Source organism: Streptomyces sp. NPDC050287, from assembly GCF_044459385.1.
Taxonomy (GTDB): Bacteria; Actinomycetota; Actinomycetes; order Streptomycetales; family Streptomycetaceae; genus Streptomyces.
The window spans coordinates 297174-316794 of record NZ_JBITIY010000006.1 but is presented as its reverse complement, the minus strand read 5'-3'; the positions used below and the strand labels follow the sequence as shown (position 1 = coordinate 316794).

Genomic DNA, 19621 nt, shown 5'->3' with positions numbered 1-19621 from the left:
TCACCGGTACTCCGACAGCCTGCGCCCGATGCCCAGCACCGCACCCGCGGCTCCCAGGACCGCGAGGACGGCCGCGCCCGCCGACAACCCGGTCATCGCGCCCAGCCCGTCACCGGCCGCCTGTTCGAACTCGGCCGTCTCATGGTCGATGGCGTCGGCGAGGTGGGCGTCGACACTGTCGAAGCACTCGCCGGTCGCGCCCTTGGGGCCGATCACCTTGGCCAGCGCGTTCGCGTAGTTGCCGTTCTCGTCCTCCGCGCGGGCCGCGCCGTGACGGTCCTTCCACACCTTCATGTTGCCGACGGCCGCGGTGACCGGCTGCTTCCCGGTGGCGTCGTCGGCCAGCTTCTGCGCCTCGGCGAGCCCCTTGCCGAGGGTGTCCATGTTGGCCCTGAAGTCGTAGTCGTAAACGTCCACGGTCTCGTCGCCCACCAGCTTGGTCTCGGCGCCGCGGGACACCAGCGTCAGGTTCTCGTTGCCGCGGGCCTTCAGGGAGGCGATCCGGGCGTCGTGCAGCACGTTCAGCGACAGGACGCCGTGGTCGTACGAGCCCTTGAGGTCCGAGCGCGCGACGCTGTGCCCGACGACCAGCCAGAGCAACACCACCGTGGCGGTGGCCGTGGCGGCGACCAGCCCCTGGTTCAGCACCCGGTTGGTGCGCCGGTAGCTGCGGTGCTGGGCCCAGCCGAGACCGGCGAGCGCCAGGACGCCGAGGCCGATCGCCGCCCATGGGTAGGGCGTGGCGTCCGCGTAGTCGTCGCGCAGCCGCTGGTTCTCGCTGGTGTAGAGGACCTCCGCCTGCGGGAGCATCTGCTTCTGCATCTTCTCGTTGGCGTACCGCAGATACGCGCCGCCGACCGGGAAGCCCTGCCGGTTGTACGTCCGCGCCCGCTCGACCAGGCCCTTGTACTCGGGCAGCAGCCGGTTGAGCCGGGCCACCGTGGCCGCCGCCGGGGAGCCGGGGTCGGAGTTGGTGGCGGCCTTGACCAGCCCCTCGGCGGCGTTGTCGATGTCCGTCTCGTACCGTTTGCGGGTGCCGGCCGTCTCCTGTCCGCCGGCCAGGAAGCCGCTGGAGGCGGTGGTGTTGGCGTCGGCGAGCGAGCGGTAGATGTCGGCCGCGGCGGAGCTGAGCGGCTGGCTGTTGTTCAGCACGTCGTCGGCGGCGGCCGACCGGTCCGCCATCTGCCAGGCGGTGACGGCACCGAAGGCGACGACGAGGAGGGCGAGGAGGGCGCCGATGATGCGCAGCCGGCCGGGTTCGGTGGTGGCCGCCGCGCGCAGCCGGTCGACACCCTCGGCGAAGGCGGTACGCCGAGCCTGCGGCGGGACGGGAGGAGCGGGACGGCCGGAACCGCCGGGCGGCCCCTGCCGGCCGTACGGGCCGGACCGGTTCCGCTCTTCCGGCGGGCCCGGCTGCGGTGGCATCGCCGGCACCGTGGGCACGCCCGGTACCGGCGGCGGTGGTGCCGCACTGCTCTTCGGCGGGTGTGTCACTGCTGACCTCCCCCATGGTCATCCGTCGCCGCAAGTATCGCCGCCGGGACTGACATTCCGCACCGGCCTTCGCTGGATCTTGATCGGATCGCAGTGAACACCGCCGGCGGCCTGACCGCGCCCCCTGCGCACAACCTCCCGCGCACAACCCCCTGCCCATCAATACGCTGTCGGAATCGGTTCGGTTCCATGCATCCCGTGGGGAAGCGCGCTGTTACGCGAAGTACGCCCGCACCCGCTCGTGCGCCTCCTCCCGCGCCCCCGTCCGGTCCAGCCCCAGCAGCGCCGCCCCCAGGACCGGAGGCGCGGTCACCACCCGCGGGACCGCCTTGGGGGCCCGGGCCGCCAGCAGATCCCGTACACCGTCGTCGAGTTGGGGGTGCCGGGCGGCCAGCACGCCCCCGCCCAGCACCACCGGCGTCTCCTCCTCCAGCAGGTCGAGCCGCGTCAGGGCCACCGTCGCCATGGTCACCACCTCGTCGGCGAGACGGTCGACGACCGACCGGGCGACCGGGTCGCCGTCGGCGGCGGTGGCGAACAGCACGGGGGCCAGCTCGTGCCGCCGGGCGGACTCGACGCGTTCCAGGTGCAGGGCCTCGACGAGCGCGTACATGGAGGGGAGCCCGAAGTGGGCGGGAAGTGTCCGCGCCAGTGCCGTGGGCGCCCCGCGGCCGTCCTCCGCACGGGACGCGTGCCACAGGGCCTCCTCCGCCAGTCCCCAGCCGCCGCCCCAGTCGCCGGAGATCCGGCCGAGCGCGGGGAAGCGGGCGGTGCGGCCGTCGGGCCGCATGCCGACGCAGTTGATGCCCGCGCCGCAGACCACCGCGACGCCGCGCGGCTCGGTGACGCCGGCCCGCAGCACCGCGAAGGTGTCGTTGCGGACCTGCGTACCGGCCCCCCACGCGCGCGCGTGCAGCGCGGCCGCCAACTGCTCCTCCTCCACGGGGAAGTCGGCGTTGGCCAGACAGGCGGAGACATGGTCGACGGAGGTGACGCCGGCCGCGGTGAACGCCCGCGTCACCGCGTCCGCGACCTCGTCCACCGCCGCCCGGACGCCTACCGCCGGAGGCCGGAACCCGCCGCCGCGGGCCGTGGCGAGGACGGCCCCGTCGGCCGCCACGACCGCGACGTCGGTCTTGCTGTTGCCCGCGTCGACGGCGAGGACACTTGCGGTCAGGCCCACGCGAGATGCTCCCGGTTGTGTGCGATCAGCTGGTCGGTGAGGGACTCGGCGTACGCGTACTGACCGACCAGGGGATGGGCCAGCAGGGCCCGGAAGACCCGGTCACGGCCGCCGTGCAGGGCGGCCTTCAGGGCCAGGTCCTCGTACGCCGTCACGCTCGCCATCAGGCCCGCGTACAGCGGGTCCACGGCCGGCACCGGCAGCGGGGTGGCGCCCTTGTGGCCGACCGCCGCCTGCACCTCGATCACGGCGTCGTCCGGGAGGAAGGGGAGCGTGCCCCGGTTGTACGTGTTCACCACCTGGTACGGGCTGCCGCCCCCGCCCAGCAGACCCGCGGCCAGGTCCACGGCCGCCTCCGAGTAGAAGGCGCCGCCCCGCTTCGCCAGCAGCTCCGGCTTCTCGTCGAGGGCCGGATCGCCGTACATCTTGAGCAACTGGCGTTCCATCTCGGCCACTTCGGATGCCCGGGAGGGCTTGGTGCGCTGCTCTCGTACGACCTCGTCGTGCGCGTAGAAGTAGCGCAGGTAGTAGGACGGGACCACGCCCAGGCGGTCCAGGAGCGGGCGCGGCAGGCGCAGGTCGGCGGCGATCGCCTCGCCGTACTCGGACAGCAGCTTGGGCAGGACGTCCTCGCCCTCGGGGCCGCCCAGGCGTGCGCCCGTCTCCCAGGTGAGGTGGTTGAGGCCCACGTGGTCGAGGTGGACGTCGGCGGGGGTGACGCCGAGCATGCCCGCGAACTTGCGCTGGAAGCCGATCGCCACGTTGCACAGGCCGACCGCCTTGTGACCGGCCTCGAGCAGGGCGCGGGTGACGATGCCGACCGGGTTGGTGAAGTCGATGATCCAGGCGTCCGGGTTCGTACGGCGGACCCGTTCGGCGATGTCGAGCACCACCGGAACCGTCCGCAGCGCCTTGGCCAGGCCGCCCGCTCCGGTGGTCTCCTGGCCGACGCAGCCGCACTCCAGGGGCCAGGTCTCGTCCTGCTCGCGGGCGGCCTGGCCGCCGACGCGGAGCTGGAGCAGCACGGCGTCGGCGCCCTCGACGCCCGCGTCCAGGTCGGAGGTGGTGACGATCCGGCCGCCGTGCCCCTGCTTGGCGAAGATCCGCCGGGCCAGTCCGCCCACCAGGTCCAGGCGTTCGGCGGCCGGGTCGACCAGGACCAGTTCCTCGACGGGCAGGGTGTCGCGCAGACGGGCGAAGCCGTCGACGAGTTCGGGGGTGTAGGTCGAGCCTCCGCCGACCACGGTGAGTTTCACTGAGTACCTCGCTTCCAGATGCCCGGGACGACGGCCATCGGCCCGGGGTCCGGGGGGTGCCCCCCGGGGAGATGCTGCATCACTGCCTAACCCTTCACTCCGGTGAGCGTGACGCCCTCGACGAACGCCTTCTGGGCGAAGAAGAAGACGAGGATCACGGGGGCCATGACCAGCACGGTCGCGGCCATGGTGAGGTTCCAGTCGGTGTGGTGGGCGCCCTTGAACGACTCCAGGCCATAACTCAGGGTCCAGGCACCCGGGTTCTCCGAGGCGTAGATCTGCGGGCCGAAGTAGTCGTTCCAGGCGTAGAAGAACTGGAAGAGCGCGACGGCGGCGATGCCCGGCTTGGCCATCGGGACGACGACCTTCAGCAGGGTCCGCAGATCGCCGCAGCCGTCCACCTTCGCCGCGTCCAGGTACTCGTTCGGGATCGTCGTCAGGAACTGGCGCAGCAGGAAGATGGAGAACGCGTCGCCGAAGGCCATCGGGATGATCAGCGGCCACAGGGTGCCCGACAGGTCCAGCTGCTTCGCCCAGAAAAGGTACATCGGGATGATGACCACCTGCGGCGGCAGCATCATCATCGAGATCACCAGCATCAGGGACAGGTTGCGGCCCCGGAAGCGGAACTTGGCGAGCGCGTACGCCACGGGAATCGACGACACCACCGTCAGCGCGGTGCCCGCACCCGCGTACAGCAGCGTGTTCTTCCACCAGGTCAAAAAGCCCGGGGTGTCGAACACCTTCCGGTAGTTGCCCCACTCCCAGGTGTGCGGGATCAGGTCGCGGCTGAGGGCCTGGGTGTCGCTCATCAGCGAGGTCAGCAGGACGAACACGAAGGGGAGCGTGAAGAACAGGGCCGCGGCGACGCCCAGGGAGTGGATCGCGATCCACTCCAGCAGGCCGCGGCGGCGGGCCGTCCGCTCGGCGGGGGACACCGGTTCCTTCAACCGCACCGGCTTGTCCAGTACTTGAGCCATCAGTCACCTGCCTGGATGAGACCGCCGCGGCGCCGCATCAAGAACGCGGTGAACACCATCGACAGGGCGAAGAGCACCAGGGCGACCACGCACGCCGAGCCGTAGTCGAAACGCTGGAAGCCGAGGTTGTAGACGAGCTGGGGGAGGGTCAGGGTCGACTTCTCCGGGTATCCGGGCTCGAACTGCGTGCCCGCGCCCTGGATCACGCCCGAGGCGACCTTCCCGGCGATCAGCGGTTGCGCGTAGTACTGCATGGTCTGGATCACGCCGGTGACCACGGCGAACATGACGATCGGCGAGATGTTCGGCAGCGTGACGTAACGGAACCGCTGCCACGCCGACGCCCCGTCCAGCTCCGCGGCCTCGTACTGCTCCTGCGGTACGTCGAGCAGCGCGGCCATGAAGATGACCATCAGGTCGCCGATGCCCCACAGGGCGAGCAGGGTGAGGGCCGGCTTCGACCAGGAGGGGTCGTTGAACCAGCCGGGACCGGGTATGCCGACCTTCTCGAGGATCGAGTTGACCGGGCCCGTGCCGGGGTTGAGCAGGAACGCGAACGCCATCGTGGCCGCCACGGGAGGGGCCAGGTAGGGCAGGTAGAACAGGGTGCGGAAGACACCCGTGCCCGTCTTGATCTTCGTGATCAGGAGGCCGATCCCGAGGCCGAAGAGGACCCGGAGCGTGACCATGACCAGCACCAGCCACAGGGTGTTGCGCAGGGCCGGCCAGAAGAAGGGGTAGTGCTCGAAGACGTACGTCCAGTTCTTCGTCCCGCTCCACGTCGGCGGTTTGAAGCCGTCGTAGTGCATGAACGAGAAATAGACCGTCGAGATCAGCGGGTACGCGAAGAAGACCGCGAAGCCGATCAGCCAGGGCGACATGAAGGCGAGGGTGCGCAGTGCCTGTTTCCGCTGTTTCGCGGCCAGGCCGGGCGGGCGGCGCTTCGACGCCAGGGTGATCGCGCTCATCACTTGGCCTGCGCGATGTCCGTGTCGATCTGCTTGGCGGTGCTCGCCAGGCCCGCCTTGAGGTCCTTGACCTTGCCGCTCTCGTAGTCGTACCCGAAGTTCTCAATCGTCGCGAGGTACACACCACCGTTGACGGAGGCCGGGGACGTCGTGGAGTTCGGGTTGGCGGCGATGTCGAGGAACGTCTTGAAGCGCGGGTCGTACTTCAGCTTCGGCGACTTCAGGGCGGCCAGCGTGGAGGGCACGTTGTGGATGGCGTTGGAGAAGTTCACCACCGCGTCCGTGTCGGTCGTCATGTACTTCACGAATTCCCAGGCCGCGTTCTGCTTCTTGCTGGTGGCGGCGATTCCGGCGATGGTGCCGGTGATGTAGCCCTTGCCGTACTGGTCGGCCTGGTCGTCCGGGACGGGCAGCGGGGCCACGCCGATCTCGAAGCCCGGCTTGGCCTCCATCGCCATGCCCAGCCGCCACTCGCCGTCCAGCTGCATGGCGACCTGGCCGGTCTGGAAGGGGTGCTTGGGGCCCCACTCGTCACCGAGCGTGGAGCGGAAGTTCTCCAGTCGCTTGAATCCGCCGAGTTCGTCGACGAGCTTCTTCTGGAGCGTGAACGCGGCCTGGAACGCGGGGTCCTTGGCGACGTTCGACTTGCCGCTGGAGTCGAAATACGTGGGGGAGAACTGCCCGAGGTAGTGCTCGGTGGTCGTCTCCCAGCCGTGGTAGTCCGGCATGAAGCCGAGCTGCTTGTAGCCGGCGCCGTCCGAGATCGTCAGCTTCTTGGCGTCGGCCTCGAATGCGGACCACGTCTTCGGCGGGGTCTTGATACCGGCCTTCTGGAAGGCGGTCTTGTTGTAGTAGAGGCCGTACGCGTCGCCGAGCAGCGGCACGCTGCACCGGTTGCCGTCGAACTGCGTGTACTGGTTCATCGCCTTCGGGAAGGTCTCCTCCGGGTCGATGTCCGCCGTCTTGAAGAAGGGGTTGAGGTCGACGAGCGCCCCCGACGAACAGAACTTGCCGACATTGTTCGTGGTGAAGGACGAGATCACGTCCGGCGCCTTGGTACCGCCGGTGCGCAGCGCCTGGTTGATCTTGTCGTCGGTCATGTTGCCGACGACGTTCACGTGGATGTTGGGGTGCGCCTTCTCGAAGCCGGCGACCAGGGCCTTGACGCCCGCCACCTCGTTCGGCGCGCTCCAGGCGTGCCAGAAGTTGATGGTCGTGTCCTTGGACGCGTCGTCGCTCGCGTCGGAGCCGGACTGGCCGGTACAGGCGGTGGCGAGAAGGGCGAGGGAGGCGGAGGCGGCCAGTGCGAGAGCCGTTTTACGGGGCATTCCGGGCATGACGGGGTCTCCCTAGGGCAGGGCGGGGTTGGGATGAGGGTGGGTGGTGAGGTTCCGGTGGTGCTGGTGGTGCTGCCTGGTGCCGGTGGTCTGGCGGTACTGGTGGTGCCGGTGATGCAGTGGTGCGGTGCGGGTGCCGAGGCGAGGGTGGTCGGATGACCGAGGTCAGGTGACCGTGGGGATGTGGGGCTGGTGGGGCCACTTGGGCCGGTGGTGGAGCCTGGGTGGGGCTCAGCGCGAGGTGTCGAAGACCTCGTCGCGGGTGGCCGAGAGCGCGCTCTCCAACGCGCCGCGCAGCACGGGGTGTTCACGGACGTCGCCGACGACGAGCCGGGGCCGGGACGCGGCCAGCTCCTCCAGTTCGGCCTGGACCAGGGCGCGCAGCGGTTCGCCGCCCGAGGTGAGCGAGGCGCCGCTGAGGACGACGAGTTCGGGGTCGAGGACGGAGACGAGCGAGGCGAGACCGGTGGCGAGGTGGGTCGCGTACGCCTCCAGCAGGCGCCGGTGGGGGCCGTCGTCCGCCTCCGCGGCCCGTGCGACGAGGGCGGCGGCGACCTCGGCGTACGGGCCCGACGGAATGTCCTGGACGCCGAGTTCACGGGCCAGCTTGGGGATCGCCTGCGAACCGGCCAGTTCCTGGTAGCCGCCGCTGCCGGCCTTGCTCACCTGCCGGACCAGAGGGGTGCCCGGCACCGGCAGGAAGCCGACCTCGCCGGCGCCGCCGGTCCAGCCGCGGTGCAGCCGCCCGCCGAGGACCAGGGCGGCGCCGAGGCCGCCCTCGTTCCACAGCAGCACGAAGTCGCCGTGTCCGCGGGCCGCGCCGAGCCGCTGCTCGGCCACGGCGACGAGGTTGACGTCGTTCTCGTACCCGACCGGCATCGGCAGGGCGGCGGCGAGATCGTCGAGCAGCGTGGGGGAGTGCCAGCCGGGCAGGTGGGAGGCGTACCGCAGCCGGCCGGTGTTCGGGTCGAAGGCGCCGGGGGTGCCGATGACGAGTCGGTGGACGTCGTCACGGGCGAGCCCCGCTGCCTTCACCGCCCCGTCCAGAGCGGCGGTGACCTGCTGGACGACGGGCTGAGCGGGACGCCTGCCCGGGGTCGGGAACTCGTACGAGCCCACCGTGCGGCCGGTGATGTCGGCGACGGCGGCCCGGACCCGCTCGGGCGTGACATCGAGCCCGGCGGCGTACGCGGCGGCCGGGTTGACCTCGTACAGCTGGGCGTTGGGGCCTGGGCGGCCCTCGCTGGTGCCGGTCGCCAGGACCAGCCCGGACGCCTCCAGGCGGGCCAGCAGCTGGGACGCGGTCGGCTTCGAGAGGCCGGTGAGCTTGCCGATCCGCGTGCGGGACAGCGGCCCGTGCTCGAGGAGGAGGTCCAGGGCGGCGCGGTCGTTCATGGCGCGCAGCACGCTCGGGGTGCCCGGCGTACCGGCGGTTCCTGCCATGGGGTCGACACCTGCCTTTCGGCTGTCCAGGTTCCCAGTGACCGGGCCGGGAAGTCCACCCGGCGGTAACTGTTAGGAAGGTTTCCTGTCTTCTGGCCTGGACCATAAGGGCGAGGTGGCGGGGGCGTCAATGGGCTCTGGAGGAGGCAACAGAGTCGTTACCTGGCCACTGACGCGGTGAGGGTGCGGGTGCGGGTGCATGTGCGCGCGGCGACCCCGGCGCCGACTCGGACGGGTTAACCCGACGCGCTCGACTCCCCGGACCCGCCGAGGCTGGAGACCAGGTGTCCGCGTGCGAGTCCGTGCGAGATCGGAGATGTCCATGAGCGGCTGCGCTGAGGCGATGGTCACGGTCATGGCCGGACTGGACAACGGACGTGCTCGGCTTTCCACTTCGCCGGGCATCGGCAGTGACCTGTGAGTACCGGATTCACGGGCATCGCGGTCATCGGGGACTGTCCCCTCTTCCGGCACGGCGTCTCGCAGCTGGTCAGCACCGCTCCTGACCTCCGCCTGATCGTCGCGGCGTCGTCGCTCCAGGCCGCGGACGGCAGTCTGCGTGGCGCCGACGTGGTCCTGGTGGACCTGCAGCAGTCGCCCCCGAGGCTCGCGGCGGCCGTGACGAAACTGCGGAAGCGGGGGCACGCCGTCATCATCACGTCGTCCGGTGCGCAGATCGACGCGGCTCAGGTGATCCGGGCGGGTGCCAGTGGATATCTGAGCCGACAGGCCGAGGTGGAAGAACTGCTGACGGCGATTCGGGTCGTGGGCTCGGGCCGTAGCTACGTGTCCGCGGCCACCGACTGTTTGCTGGAAAAATCGCCGCACTTCACGAGCCGGGAGCAGGACATTCTGAGACTTGTCGTCAACGGCGCGACGGACAACGAAATCGCCGACAAGCTGTGCATCAGCAAGCACACCGTGCAGTCGCACCTCGACCGAATCCGCGAGAAAACGGGTTACCGGCGCCGCCCCGACCTCACCCGGCTCGCGATCGAACACGGGCTCACCGACCGGGGATAGAGCCGCCGCGGGAACCTGCTGTGGGTAGTCCTGCCCCGTAATTCAGGGGTAGTTGCTCCCCTTGACCCTCACGGGCCCAGGTCAGACCTTGGTAGAGGCAATTCATGTCTCACGCGCAGCCGTTCGCGGTGTGAGCCGAAAAGCTAGGAGAAGCAATGCGCAATCGCGTCGCAATTCTCGCCGTCACATCGGTACTCCCGCTGACAGCCGTGGCCTCGCTCGCGGCCGCGAGCCAGGCAGCAGCCGATCCGCAAAGTGGAGAGGTTGTGGTCACCGGGTCGGTCGGAGACTGCAACAACGGAGAATCCCCGAAGGAAGTGCAGATAACCGCGGGCACTGAAAACCCCACCGACAAGAATCCCGGTGTCGAGAACGCGGGCGCGTACGCGGTCACCTTTCAGAAAATCCCCACCAAAGGTGTAACCGGTGCGGCCCTCGTGACCTGCGCAAGCGACACGTACACGGTGAAAGTCAAGATCACTCGGCCGACCGCGGCGGGTGACCTGGTTCTGCGGAAGGAACTCAAGGAGTAAGGCGAGCGGGCGCCGGGCGCCGGGCGTCGCGGTGCGGCCTGGGCCGACCGCGACGTTCGTGGCTAGTCCGTGAGGAACGGGGCCGTGTCCACAGTGGGGTACGGCCCCGGAAGCGGCAGCGGCTCGCCGAGGTTCACCTTGACGTCGGTGGCGTAGTAGGCCTCAGTGGGGTCGTCGCCGGGGAGAACGGGGTCCGTGTAGCAGTGGGCCGTCTCGCTGTGCCGGTCGACGAGGACGTAGACGGGGATGCCGGCGGCGGCGTAGGTGCGGAGTTTCGGGCCGGTGTCCGTCTCGTGGTTGGTGGAGGTGACCTCGCCGACGAGGGCGATCATGTCGATGGGGTACCAACCTCTGTGGGCCTTGCGGTACGACTCGTCGAGTTCGCTCGGCTTGCGGCGGCGAATGTAGAAGTCCGGGATGACGAGGGCCATCGTCCTGCCGTCCTTGTGGGCCGCACGGTAGCCGTTGCCCATCCCCGCAAGTTCGAATCCCGTGTTGAAGAACTGAACCGCGAGCTTGAAAGCACCGTCGTTGTGGTTATCGTTCGGCTGCGGCGGCACGATGGCCATCCCCTCGACGTACTCGGGTCGAGTCGGCGCCACGGACGCCTCCTCGATCGCGATCAACAGATCGATGGGGTCCTGCTGCGTCATGACCGGCTCCGTGATGGGTTCGGCGCTCATCCCTGGTTCTCCTCGTCACGCTGCTGCCAGGCTAAGCCCGCGTCGGGCTCCCCGGCAGAACGATGGGGCACCCCGAGCGCTCTCCGCGCCGGGATGCCCCGACCGTTCACTCGAACGAGCGTGCTGAATCGATACGGCACCCCCGTCGTCACCGCCTACTTCGGCGCCGGCCTCGGCTGGACGATCGGGGAGGCCGCTTCCGCCTGTGGGGACGCCGAGTTGGCGTACACCGACGGGGGCGCCACCGCGGCCGAAGGGTCGGCTAACTCGTCGTCCTGGGCCGGGGCGGGCGGGCCGCCCATGATCGGGATGTCCGCGGCGCCGAAGGCGCGCTTGATGCGCCAGCGCAGTTCGCGTTCGACCGTGAGGGACTTGCCGGGCATGGTCTTGGCGGAGACCCGCACCACCATCGAGTTGAGCAGGACGCTGTCGAGGCCGAGGACCTCGATCGGACCCCACAGGAGCTCGTTCCAGGGCTCCTCCTTGCTCATCTTCTCGCCGACCTCGTTCAGGGTCCGCTTCACCTTGTCGAGGTCCTCGTCCGCCGGGACGGTCACGTCGACGCCGGCCGTCGCCCAGCCCTGGGAGAGGTTGCCGATGCGCTTGACCTCGCCGTTGCGGACGTACCAGATCTCCCCGTTGTCGCCGCGCAGCTTGGTCACGCGCAGGCCGACCTCGATGACCTCGCCGGAGGCCACGCCCGCGTCGATCGTGTCACCGACGCCGTACTGGTCCTCCAGGATCATGAACACGCCGGAGAGGAAGTCCGTGACCAGGTTCCGCGCGCCGAAACCGATCGCCACGCCCGCGACACCGGCGGACGCCAGCAGCGGGGCGAGGTTGATCTCGAAGGTGCCGAGGACCATCAGGGCCGCGGTGCCCAGGATCAGGAAGCTCGCCACCGAGCGCAGCACCGAGCCGATGGCCTGCGAGCGCTGACGGCGGCGCTCCGCGTTGACCAGCAGTCCGCCGAGCGCCGTGCCGTCGACCGACTGGACCGTGCGGTTCATGCGGTCGATCAGCTTGGTGATCGCCCGCCGCACCGCGACTCTCAGCACCGCGGCGATCACCAGGATCAGCAGGACCCTGAGGCCGATCGCCAGCCACGTGGACCAGTTCTCCTGGACCCAGCTGGCGGCGTTCGTCGCGCTCTCCTGGGCGTCCTGGAGCGACGGCACCACCGGAGCGGTCGGCGTTCCCGAGGGGGACGGCGACGGCGGCGGACCGGCGGCCAGTAGGACGGCGGACAAGGACACGGCAGGTACCTCCAGTGCTGCGGTCCGCCCCTCCGGTCGCGGTCAGGGTCGTACGCGGTCGTACGGTCGTACGTCCGGTCGTACGTCGTGGTTCAAGGTCACGAAAAGGTCACCGGTGGGGCAGCTCCACCACACTATCGGGGCATCGTGTGTGGATCGTTGCAATGTTCGGGGGAGAGAACGCGCCCACCTGGGGATGAACAGGTGGGATGAACAACTCATGATCCTGGGAATGAAGTCGATGTGGTCGAAAACACTCCCAGCCCGTTACCGGGACATGGTGGCGCTTCCGCCAGCCCTGAGGGGAGACTGACTACGAAATCGTCCCGGCGCGAGCCACGCGCCGCCGGCGTCCAAGGAGGCCATCCGTGCCGCATGTCCTGGTCCTGAACGCGTCGTACGAGCCGCTCGGCGTCGTACCGCTCCGCCGCGCGCTCATCCTCGTCCTGGAGAACAAGGCCGTGTGCCTCGAGGAGTCCGGCGCTTTCATGCACAGCGCGACCGTCACTGTCCCCGCACCCAGCGTGGTCCGGCTCAAGCGATTCGTGCGGGTTCCCTACCGCGGGCCCGTTCCGCTCACCCGGCGGGCGCTCTTCGCCCGTGACGGGGGCCGGTGCATGTACTGCGGTGGCGTCGCAACCAGCGTCGACCACGTCATCCCGCGCAGCCGCGGGGGCAAGCACGTCTGGGACAACGTCGTCGCGTCCTGCCGTCGCTGCAACCACGTCAAGGCCGACCGCCATCTCGTCGAGATCGGCTGGCGGCTGCGTCACAAACCGGCCCCGCCCACCGGCCTGGCCTGGCGCATCATCGGGACGGGCCATAGGGATCCGCGCTGGCTGCCGTACTTGCAGCCGTACGGCGCGGACGACGCACTGGCCCGGATCGACGGCATCTCCGCCTGACGACGATCCGGGCTTTTGCGTACCCGGCCCATCGCCGTACTCCAGCGCCGCCAGCACCCGGTCCTCCGCGGACGGTGCGACCGCGGCCGCCTCGTACCCGGAGTCCGTCGGGGCCACCGGTGCAGCCACCCGCGCCGCCCGCTCGTGCGCCCGGCGCGCGTCGACCAGGCGGCGCGCGGCGATCGTCCACAGCCAGCCGCCCGCCTCCTCGCCCCGATGCCCGGCCGCCGACCGCCACACGGTCACGAACGTGTCCTGGAGCACCTCGCGCACGACCTCGGGATCGGCGCAGCGCCGGGTCAGCCGCGCGTGCAGCCACCCCGCGTGCCGGTCGTACAGCGCGGCCATCGCCACCGAGTCGCCACCGGCGACGGCCCGCAACAGCGCCGCGTCCGATGCGTCGGCGCCCTCTGCGCCCTCAGCGGCCCCTGCGGCTTCGGCGCCTTCGGTGTCCTTCTCCCGGTGGCCCCCCATGGGGCGGAACAGTCTCACAACCCGTCTATCGACGGCCTCGCGGCGGCCGGTTCGCGAACTGGACGGCGTGCGCCATATGTCCCAGTCTGGAAGTACCGCACCGGAACAGAATGTGACGAGAGGCACGTTGTTCCTTCGCGTACGTCTGCCGCCGCGACCGCTGGGTAGGGCTGCGGTATCCGCACGTCGTACTCGACAAGGAGGCCCCCGTGGCCGCATCGGCACACCTTCTGCTCTCGGCCCTCTCCAAACCCGAGGCGGACCTCTCCGCCCTGTCCGAGGCGGAGCCGTCCGCCGCAGCCGATCTCCACCTGTGTGTGCTCAGCGCGGAGGGCGCTTGCGCCGAGGCTCCTCTGACCAGCGAACCGCCCCTGCCCGACGCCGAGCCCCTGACCAGCGAACCGCCCCTCGCCGACGCCGCGCCGCTGACCAGCGAGTCCGACGCCCACGCGGAGGCGTAGACGGGCAGGCGGAGCCGTAAGCGATGACTACGCGGAGCCGTACATGAACCAGCGGAGCCGTACATGACCCAGCGGAGCCGGACATGAGCACGCCCCGGCAGGACGAGCCGCCCACCGAGGACCTGGCGCGGCTCGCCGCGCTGCACGGCGTCGCCACCTCCTACAGTCCGTCCCCGGGCCGTACGGTCGCCGCCTCGGCCACCGCAGTCACCCGGGCCCTGGCCGCCCTGGGCGTCGCCGCGGACACTCCGGACGCCGTGCGTGCCGCGCTCGCGGCCCGCGAGGAGGAACTGCGCGAACGGCTGCTGCCGCCGACCGTGGTGGGCTGGAGCGGCGGTACGCCCGACGCCCTCGACGCCCTCCCGGCCGGCACCCGGCTGCGTGTCACCACCGAGCAGGGCGAGACCCGCGGCGCCGCCGACCAACTCCCGCCCGGAGTGCACCGGTTGACCGCGACCGCCCCCGACGGCCGTACCGCCGACGCCCACCTGATCATCGCCCCGCCCCGGTTGCCGGCGCCCCCCGGACGCGCGTACGGCCTCCTCGTCCAGCTGTACTCCCTCCTCTCGCGGCGCTCCTGGGGCATGGGCGACCTCGGTGACCTCGCCGAACTGACCTCCTGGGCCGGCCGCGCGCTCGGCGCCGGCTTCGTCCAGGTCAACCCGCTGCACGCGGCCGTACCCGGTGCGGTACCCGGCGCCCCCACGGACCCCTCGCCGTACCGTCCCTCCTCGCGCCGCTTCCCCGACCCGGTCCACCTGCGGGTGGAGGACGTCCCCGAGTACGCCTACGTCCCCGACCGCGAAGGCCTGCGCCCCCTGTTGGAGCGGGCCGACCGCCTGCGCGCCTCCGTACTGGAGAAGGGCGCGCTGATCGACCGGGACGCGGTGTGGGAGCTGAAGCGGGCGGCGCTGGAACTGGTGCGGGAGGTGCCGCTCGGGCCCGGTCGGCTCGCCGCCTACCGCGCCTACCTCGCCGAACAGGGCCAGGCCCTGGAGGACCACGCCACCTGGTACGCGCTCGCCGAGGTCCACGGCTCCGACTGGCACCAGTGGCCGGCCGCCCTGCGCGACCCCCGCTCGGCCGAAACGGCCCACGCCCGCCGGGAGTTGACGGACCGCGTCGACTTCCACCGCCGGCTCGCCTGGCTCACCGACACCCAGCTCACCGCCGCCCAGCGCGCCGCACGCGAGGCGGGCATGCCGGTCGGGATCGTCCACGACCTCGCGGTCGGGGTGCACCCCGGCGGCGCCGACGCCTGGGCACAGCAGGATTATTTCGCGGCCGGCATGTCCGTCGGCGCGCCCCCGGACGCCTTCAACGCGCGCGGCCAGGACTGGGGCCTGCCGCCCTGGCGCCCGGACCGCCTGGCCGAGTCCGGCTACGAGCCCTTCCGCGCCCTGCTGCGCGCCCTGTTCCGCTACGCCGGCGCCCTGCGCATCGACCACGTCATGGGCCTGTTCCGGCTGTGGTGGGTCCCGCTGGGCGAAGCGCCCACAGAGGGGACGTACGTCCACTACGACGCCGAGGCCATGCTCGCCGTGCTGGTGCTGGAAGCCTGGCGGGCCGGGACGGTGGTGATCGGCGAGGACCTCGGAACGGTCGAGCCGGGGGTGCGCGAGGCCCTGCGCGAGCGGGGGGTGCTCGGTACGTCGGTCCTGTGGTTCGAGCGGGACTGGGAGGGCGACGGCCGTCCCCTCCCGCCCGACCGCTGGCGCGCCGACTGCCTGGCCACCGCCACCACCCACGACCTGCCGCCCACCGCCGCCCGCCTGACCGGCGAACACGTCGAACTCCGCGACAGTCTCGGCCTGTTGACCCGCCCCCTGGAGGAGGAGCGGGCCGAGGCCTCGGCGGACACGGCGGAGTGGCTGGCCCTGCTGACCCGCCTCGGTCTCCTCCACGGCACGGCGGGCGGCGCCGATCCCTCATCGGAGGAGGCCGAGATCCAGGCCGTCCACCGCTTCCTCCTCCGGACCCCGGCCCGCATGATCGGCATCTGGCTCCCCGACGGCGTCGGCGACCGCCGCCCCCAGAACCTCCCGGGAACCTGGGACCAGTACCCGAACTGGCGCCTTCCCGTCGCGGACACGGAGGGCCGCCCGGTGACCCTGGAGGAACTGGCGGCGTCGGCGAGGCTGCGGGCGCTGGTGGAGGTACTGCGGGAGCCGGCGGAGGTATTCCGGGAGCCAGTGGAAGACGGGCCCGGGTGAGGTCCGGCACCACCCGCCCCACGTGTCATACGACCCCCCCGGAGGAGCACCCCCGACCACGGTTGGATACTTTGGCACCGTGGACAAGAAGAACGCCCTGCGCGCCGGTGCCCTGGCTGCCGGTACGACGCTGATGATGCTGCTCATGTCGTCCCCCGCGCTCGCGCTGACCCGCGACGACGGCGACGACCCCGGCACGGGCCTGAGCGTCATCGAGACGCTGGGCCTCTATGTCGTGGCACCCCTCGTGCTGTTCGGGGTCATCGCCGGCCTTGTGCTGCTCCTGGACAAGTCGCACGAGTCGCACCGCGTGACCACCCGCAACATCAAGACCAGGCCCAAGGCCGAGTCCAAGGCCTGACCGGAGCGGCGCGGCGCCGGAGCCCGGCTCCGACCGCCCGCACGCTTCCTCCGGGGCGCCGCCCCCGCCGACGTACCCCGCCGTACGTCTGTGAGGCCGGCGCCCTCGGCATGTCCCGGGCGGCCACCCCGTAGCCCGGCAATACGGCGTGCCCTCAAGGACTCGGCGCCGTGAAATACCGCTGTACCGTCGGCCCCAGCCACGCCACGGCCTCCTCCCGGGCCAGTGCGACGGCCGGCGGGAACCGCAGGACGTACCGCGTCAGCGCCAGCCCCAGCAACTGGGTCGCAGCGAGCGCCGCCCGCGTCGGTGCCTGCTCGGGGTCGGGGCACACCTGGCGGGCGACCGGCAGCAACTGCTCCCGGAAGATGCCCTGCATGCGCCGCGCCCCGTCCTGATTGGTCACACCGACCCGCAGCAGCGCGGTGAGCACCTCGTTCTCCTCCCACATGTCGAGGAAGTGGTTCACCAGGACCCGGCCGACCTCCTGCCGCGGCAGTGACCCCAGGTCCGGCAACTTCAGGTCGACCGCGACGGCCGCCGCGAACAGGCCCTCCTTGTTGCCGAAGTAGCGCATCACCATCGACGGGTCGATGGCCGCGTCCTTGGCGATGGCGCGGATGGTGGCCCGCTCGTAGCCGTCCGCCGCGAAGCGCTCGCGCGCGGCGGCGAGGATCGCGTTCCGGGTCGCGTCAGAGCGCTTCGCCTGCGGGGGAGAGGTGCTTTCAGCCATGCCAACAAGCGTAGGCCAACATGCGTAGGCCAACAAGTGTTGACGTGTGACTCCGCTCGTCCTAGCGTTGCCAACAAGCGTAGGCAAACGAATGTGGGCCAACGCGCGTAGGCCAACAATCGTTGACCGCGGACGTTGGCGTCCCAGGAGGTCCCCATGGATGGCACCACTGGCACCACTGGCAACACCGGCACTACTGACATCACCACTGGCACCACACCCCCCGTGATCGTCGTCGGCTGCGGTCCCACCGGCCTCCTCCTGGCCGGTGACCTCGCCACCGCCGGCGTCCCCGTCACCCTCGTCGAGAAGCGCCCTCACGGGATCAGCAACCTCTCCCGCGCTTTCGTCCTGCACGCCCGCACCCTCGAACAACTCGACGCCCGGGGGCTGGCCGACGACGTCGAGGCGTCCGGCCGCACCCTCGACAGCCTCCGCCTCTTCACCCGCCTCGACGTCGACCTCGCCGCCCTCCCCTCCCGCTTCAACCACCTGCTCGTCATCCCGCAGTACGAGGTCGAGCAGGTCCTGGAGCGGCGGGCCGTGGCGGCAGGCGTGGAGTTCCGGTACGAGTCCGAGGTGACCGGCCTGACCCAGGACGCGGACGGGGTCACCGTCCAGGTCGACGGATCCGGCGGGAAGGCGGAGAGCCTGCGTGCCGCGTACGTCGTCGGCGCCGACGGGATGCGCAGTGCCGTCCGGAACGCGGTCGGGCTGCCCTTCCCCGGCCGTTCCGTCATCCGGTCCATCGTGCTGGCGGACGTGAAACTCGCCGAGGAGCCCGAGGTCGTGTTCACCGCCAACGCCGTCCGTGGCGTCTTCGCCTTCCTCGCGCCCTTCGGGGACGGGTACTACCGCGTCTTCGGCTGGCACTACGGCCGCGACGTCTCCGACGACGAGCCCGTCGACCTCGACGAGATCAAGGAGATCGCCCGGATCGCCTTCGGCCGGGACTTCGGGATGCACGACCCCCGCTGGGTGTCCCGCTTCCACAGCGACGAACGCCAGGCGCCCGCCTACCGGGTGGGCCGGGTCTTCCTCGCCGGGGACGCCGCGCACGTCCACAGCCCGGCCGGCGGTCAGGGCCTGAACACCGGCCTGCAGGACGCGGCCAACCTCAGCTGGAAGCTCGCCCAGGTCCTCCACGGCCACGCGGGTCCGGAGCTCCTCGACACCTACCAGGCCGAGCGGCACCCCGTCGGCAGGTCCGTGCTGCGCAGCAGCGGCGGCCTGGTCCGGCTCGGCATGGCCAGGCGCCCCTGGACCCTGGCCCTGCGGGCGGCACTGACCGGCTTCCTCGAGACCGTCGGCCCGGCCCGCCGCAGGATGGCCGGACAGATCACCGGCATCGGCTACAAGTACGCGGCACCCCGGGGCGCCCACCGCCTCACCGGCACCCGTGTCCCGGACGTGGCCCTGGAGAGCGGCCGCCTCTACGAGGCCCTGCGCGGCGGCCGGTTCGTCCTGATCACGCCGAGGACCTCCGAGTCGTACGAGGACCAGGGCGCCGCCCGCAAGGACCGGCTCGCGAGGGAGCACTGGGCGAGCGGCCGGCGTACGGCCGTGCTGGTGCGCCCCGACGGCTACGTGGCCTGGGCGGCCGACGACGCCGATCCCGCCGCGATCGAGGCGGCCCTCGCCGCGCACGTCGGCTGAGCCGCCCGCGGGGTGCGGGAGGTCCTGGTTCTCCGCGGTCTCCGTCGTCGACATTGGCCCGCTTCTCGGCCGGCTCCGTCGACGTCAGCCTGCTTCTCGGCCGTCTCCGTCGACATCGGCCCTACTTCTCGGCCGTCTCCGCCGACAGCAGCAACTCCCTCAGCAGGCCGGCCAGGTGGCCGGCCTGTTCGGCGTCCAGGGCGGACAGGGCCTCCGTCTGGACGGCGAGGCCGGCGCCGACCGCCCGGTCGACCAGCGCGAGGCCCTCCTCGGTGAGCGTGACCTGGAGGCCGCGACGGTCGTGCGGGTCGGGGGAGCGGCGCAGCAGTCCGGCGCGTTCCAGCTTGTCGAGGCGGCCGGTCATGCCGCCGGTGGTGAGCATGAGCGTCGCCGACAGCTGGCGGGGCGAGAGGGTGTACGGCTCGCCGGAGCGGCGCAGGGTGGCCAGGACGTCGAACTCGCCGCGTCCGATGCCGAGCGCCCCGTACGCCTTGTCCATGCGGTCGCCCATCGCGCGCGAGAGCCGGTAGATCCGGCCGAAGACCTCCATGGCGGCCGTGTCGAGGTCGGGCCGCACCTCGGCCCACTGCTCGATGATCGCGTCGACGGGGTCCTTGCGCTCCGCGCTCTCGCGCCGCGTATCCGCACTCATGGGTCGAGTA

General features: G+C 71.0%; 19 protein-coding genes and 1 pseudogene. 8 read left to right on the top strand and 12 right to left on the bottom strand.

Annotated elements, in window-relative coordinates; translation table 11 throughout:
• From ACIBK3_RS23420 to ACIBK3_RS23395, 6 genes are all read right to left on the bottom strand, one after another.
• Window positions 1-1494: a hypothetical protein gene (locus ACIBK3_RS23420; protein ID WP_399368327.1), complete on the bottom strand. Its 1494-nt coding sequence runs from the start codon at window positions 1492-1494 to the stop codon at window positions 1-3.
• Between the two features lie 214 nt (window positions 1495-1708).
• On the bottom strand, window positions 1709-2677 hold the full coding sequence (locus ACIBK3_RS23415; RefSeq protein WP_399368325.1) for an N-acetylglucosamine kinase: 969 nt from the start codon (window positions 2675-2677) through the stop codon (window positions 1709-1711).
• A complete protein-coding gene (locus tag ACIBK3_RS23410; RefSeq protein WP_399368323.1) occupies window positions 2668-3933 on the bottom strand; it encodes a 6-phospho-beta-glucosidase in 1266 nt (421 codons plus the stop codon). Before ACIBK3_RS23410 ends, ACIBK3_RS23415 begins: the two co-directional genes overlap by 10 nt.
• A gap of 86 nt (window positions 3934-4019) precedes the next feature.
• Complete coding sequence (locus ACIBK3_RS23405; RefSeq protein ID WP_399368321.1) at window positions 4020-4913, bottom strand: carbohydrate ABC transporter permease; 894 nt, start codon at window positions 4911-4913, stop codon at window positions 4020-4022.
• Complete coding sequence (locus ACIBK3_RS23400) at window positions 4913-5881, bottom strand: carbohydrate ABC transporter permease (RefSeq protein ID WP_399368319.1); 969 nt, start codon at window positions 5879-5881, stop codon at window positions 4913-4915. The genes ACIBK3_RS23405 and ACIBK3_RS23400 overlap by 1 nt, the downstream gene beginning before the upstream one ends.
• A complete protein-coding gene (locus tag ACIBK3_RS23395; protein ID WP_399368317.1) occupies window positions 5881-7218 on the bottom strand; it encodes an ABC transporter substrate-binding protein in 1338 nt (445 codons plus the stop codon). Before ACIBK3_RS23395 ends, ACIBK3_RS23400 begins: the two co-directional genes overlap by 1 nt.
• 33 nt (window positions 7219-7251) lie before the next feature.
• Here ACIBK3_RS23395 and ACIBK3_RS23390 point away from each other — a divergent pair, with 33 nt between their 5' ends.
• Entirely contained in the window at window positions 7252-7377 is a 126-nt protein-coding gene (locus ACIBK3_RS23390; RefSeq protein ID WP_399368315.1) for a hypothetical protein, read from the top strand.
• Between the two features lie 72 nt (window positions 7378-7449).
• Here the strand turns inward: ACIBK3_RS23390 and ACIBK3_RS23385 are convergent, their stop codons facing one another.
• Window positions 7450-8661 (bottom strand): ROK family protein, encoded by a 1212-nt coding sequence (locus ACIBK3_RS23385; RefSeq protein WP_399368313.1) that lies wholly within the window; start codon window positions 8659-8661, stop codon window positions 7450-7452.
• Between the two features lie 417 nt (window positions 8662-9078).
• Here ACIBK3_RS23385 and ACIBK3_RS23380 point away from each other — a divergent pair, with 417 nt between their 5' ends.
• Together ACIBK3_RS23380 and ACIBK3_RS23375 are read left to right on the top strand one after the other, a co-directional pair.
• Window positions 9079-9684, top strand: a complete 606-nt coding sequence (locus tag ACIBK3_RS23380) for a LuxR C-terminal-related transcriptional regulator (protein ID WP_399368311.1) — start codon at window positions 9079-9081, stop codon at window positions 9682-9684.
• A 155-nt stretch (window positions 9685-9839) separates the two neighbouring features.
• A complete protein-coding gene (locus tag ACIBK3_RS23375; RefSeq protein WP_399368309.1) occupies window positions 9840-10217 on the top strand; it encodes a hypothetical protein in 378 nt (125 codons plus the stop codon).
• Window positions 10218-10279: 62 nt separating this feature from the next.
• Here ACIBK3_RS23375 and ACIBK3_RS23370 read toward each other — a convergent pair whose 3' ends face one another.
• Window positions 10280-10900, bottom strand: a complete 621-nt coding sequence (locus ACIBK3_RS23370; protein ID WP_399368307.1) for a Uma2 family endonuclease — start codon at window positions 10898-10900, stop codon at window positions 10280-10282.
• Between the two features lie 155 nt (window positions 10901-11055).
• On the bottom strand, window positions 11056-12156 hold the full coding sequence (locus tag ACIBK3_RS23365) for a mechanosensitive ion channel family protein (RefSeq protein WP_399368305.1): 1101 nt from the start codon (window positions 12154-12156) through the stop codon (window positions 11056-11058).
• A 368-nt stretch (window positions 12157-12524) separates the two neighbouring features.
• Between ACIBK3_RS23365 and ACIBK3_RS23360 the strand changes: the two genes are divergently transcribed.
• Complete coding sequence (locus ACIBK3_RS23360) at window positions 12525-13061, top strand: HNH endonuclease (RefSeq protein ID WP_030670120.1); 537 nt, start codon at window positions 12525-12527, stop codon at window positions 13059-13061.
• 30 nt (window positions 13062-13091) lie between these two features.
• On the opposite strand, the pseudogene ACIBK3_RS23355 reads toward ACIBK3_RS23360, so the two are convergent.
• Window positions 13092-13535: pseudogene (locus ACIBK3_RS23355) on the bottom strand (RNA polymerase sigma factor); the annotation flags it as partial.
• A gap of 209 nt (window positions 13536-13744) precedes the next feature.
• Here ACIBK3_RS23355 and ACIBK3_RS23350 point away from each other — a divergent pair.
• From ACIBK3_RS23350 to ACIBK3_RS23340, 3 genes are all read left to right on the top strand, one after another.
• The gene (locus tag ACIBK3_RS23350; RefSeq protein WP_399368302.1) at window positions 13745-13996 is read left to right on the top strand and encodes a hypothetical protein; all 252 of its coding nucleotides are present in this window, start codon (window positions 13745-13747) and stop codon (window positions 13994-13996) included.
• Between the two features lie 83 nt (window positions 13997-14079).
• Entirely contained in the window at window positions 14080-16209 is a 2130-nt protein-coding gene (malQ, locus tag ACIBK3_RS23345) for a 4-alpha-glucanotransferase (RefSeq protein WP_399368300.1), read from the top strand.
• A gap of 79 nt (window positions 16210-16288) precedes the next feature.
• Window positions 16289-16570 carry a hypothetical protein gene (locus tag ACIBK3_RS23340; protein ID WP_399368298.1) on the top strand — a complete coding sequence of 94 codons (282 nt, stop codon included), beginning with the start codon at window positions 16289-16291 and terminating at the stop codon, window positions 16568-16570.
• 154 nt (window positions 16571-16724) lie between these two features.
• On the opposite strand, the gene ACIBK3_RS23335 is transcribed toward ACIBK3_RS23340, so the two are convergent.
• Window positions 16725-17303 (bottom strand): TetR family transcriptional regulator, encoded by a 579-nt coding sequence (locus tag ACIBK3_RS23335; RefSeq protein ID WP_399368296.1) that lies wholly within the window; start codon window positions 17301-17303, stop codon window positions 16725-16727.
• A gap of 156 nt (window positions 17304-17459) precedes the next feature.
• Between ACIBK3_RS23335 and ACIBK3_RS23330 the strand changes: the two genes are divergently transcribed.
• Window positions 17460-18959, top strand: coding sequence for an FAD-dependent monooxygenase (locus ACIBK3_RS23330; RefSeq protein WP_399368294.1), 1500 nt, complete (start codon window positions 17460-17462; stop codon window positions 18957-18959).
• Between the two features lie 121 nt (window positions 18960-19080).
• Here ACIBK3_RS23330 and ACIBK3_RS23325 read toward each other — a convergent pair whose 3' ends face one another.
• Complete coding sequence (locus ACIBK3_RS23325) at window positions 19081-19611, bottom strand: MarR family winged helix-turn-helix transcriptional regulator (protein WP_399368292.1); 531 nt, start codon at window positions 19609-19611, stop codon at window positions 19081-19083.
• Window positions 19612-19621 lie beyond the last annotated feature (10 nt).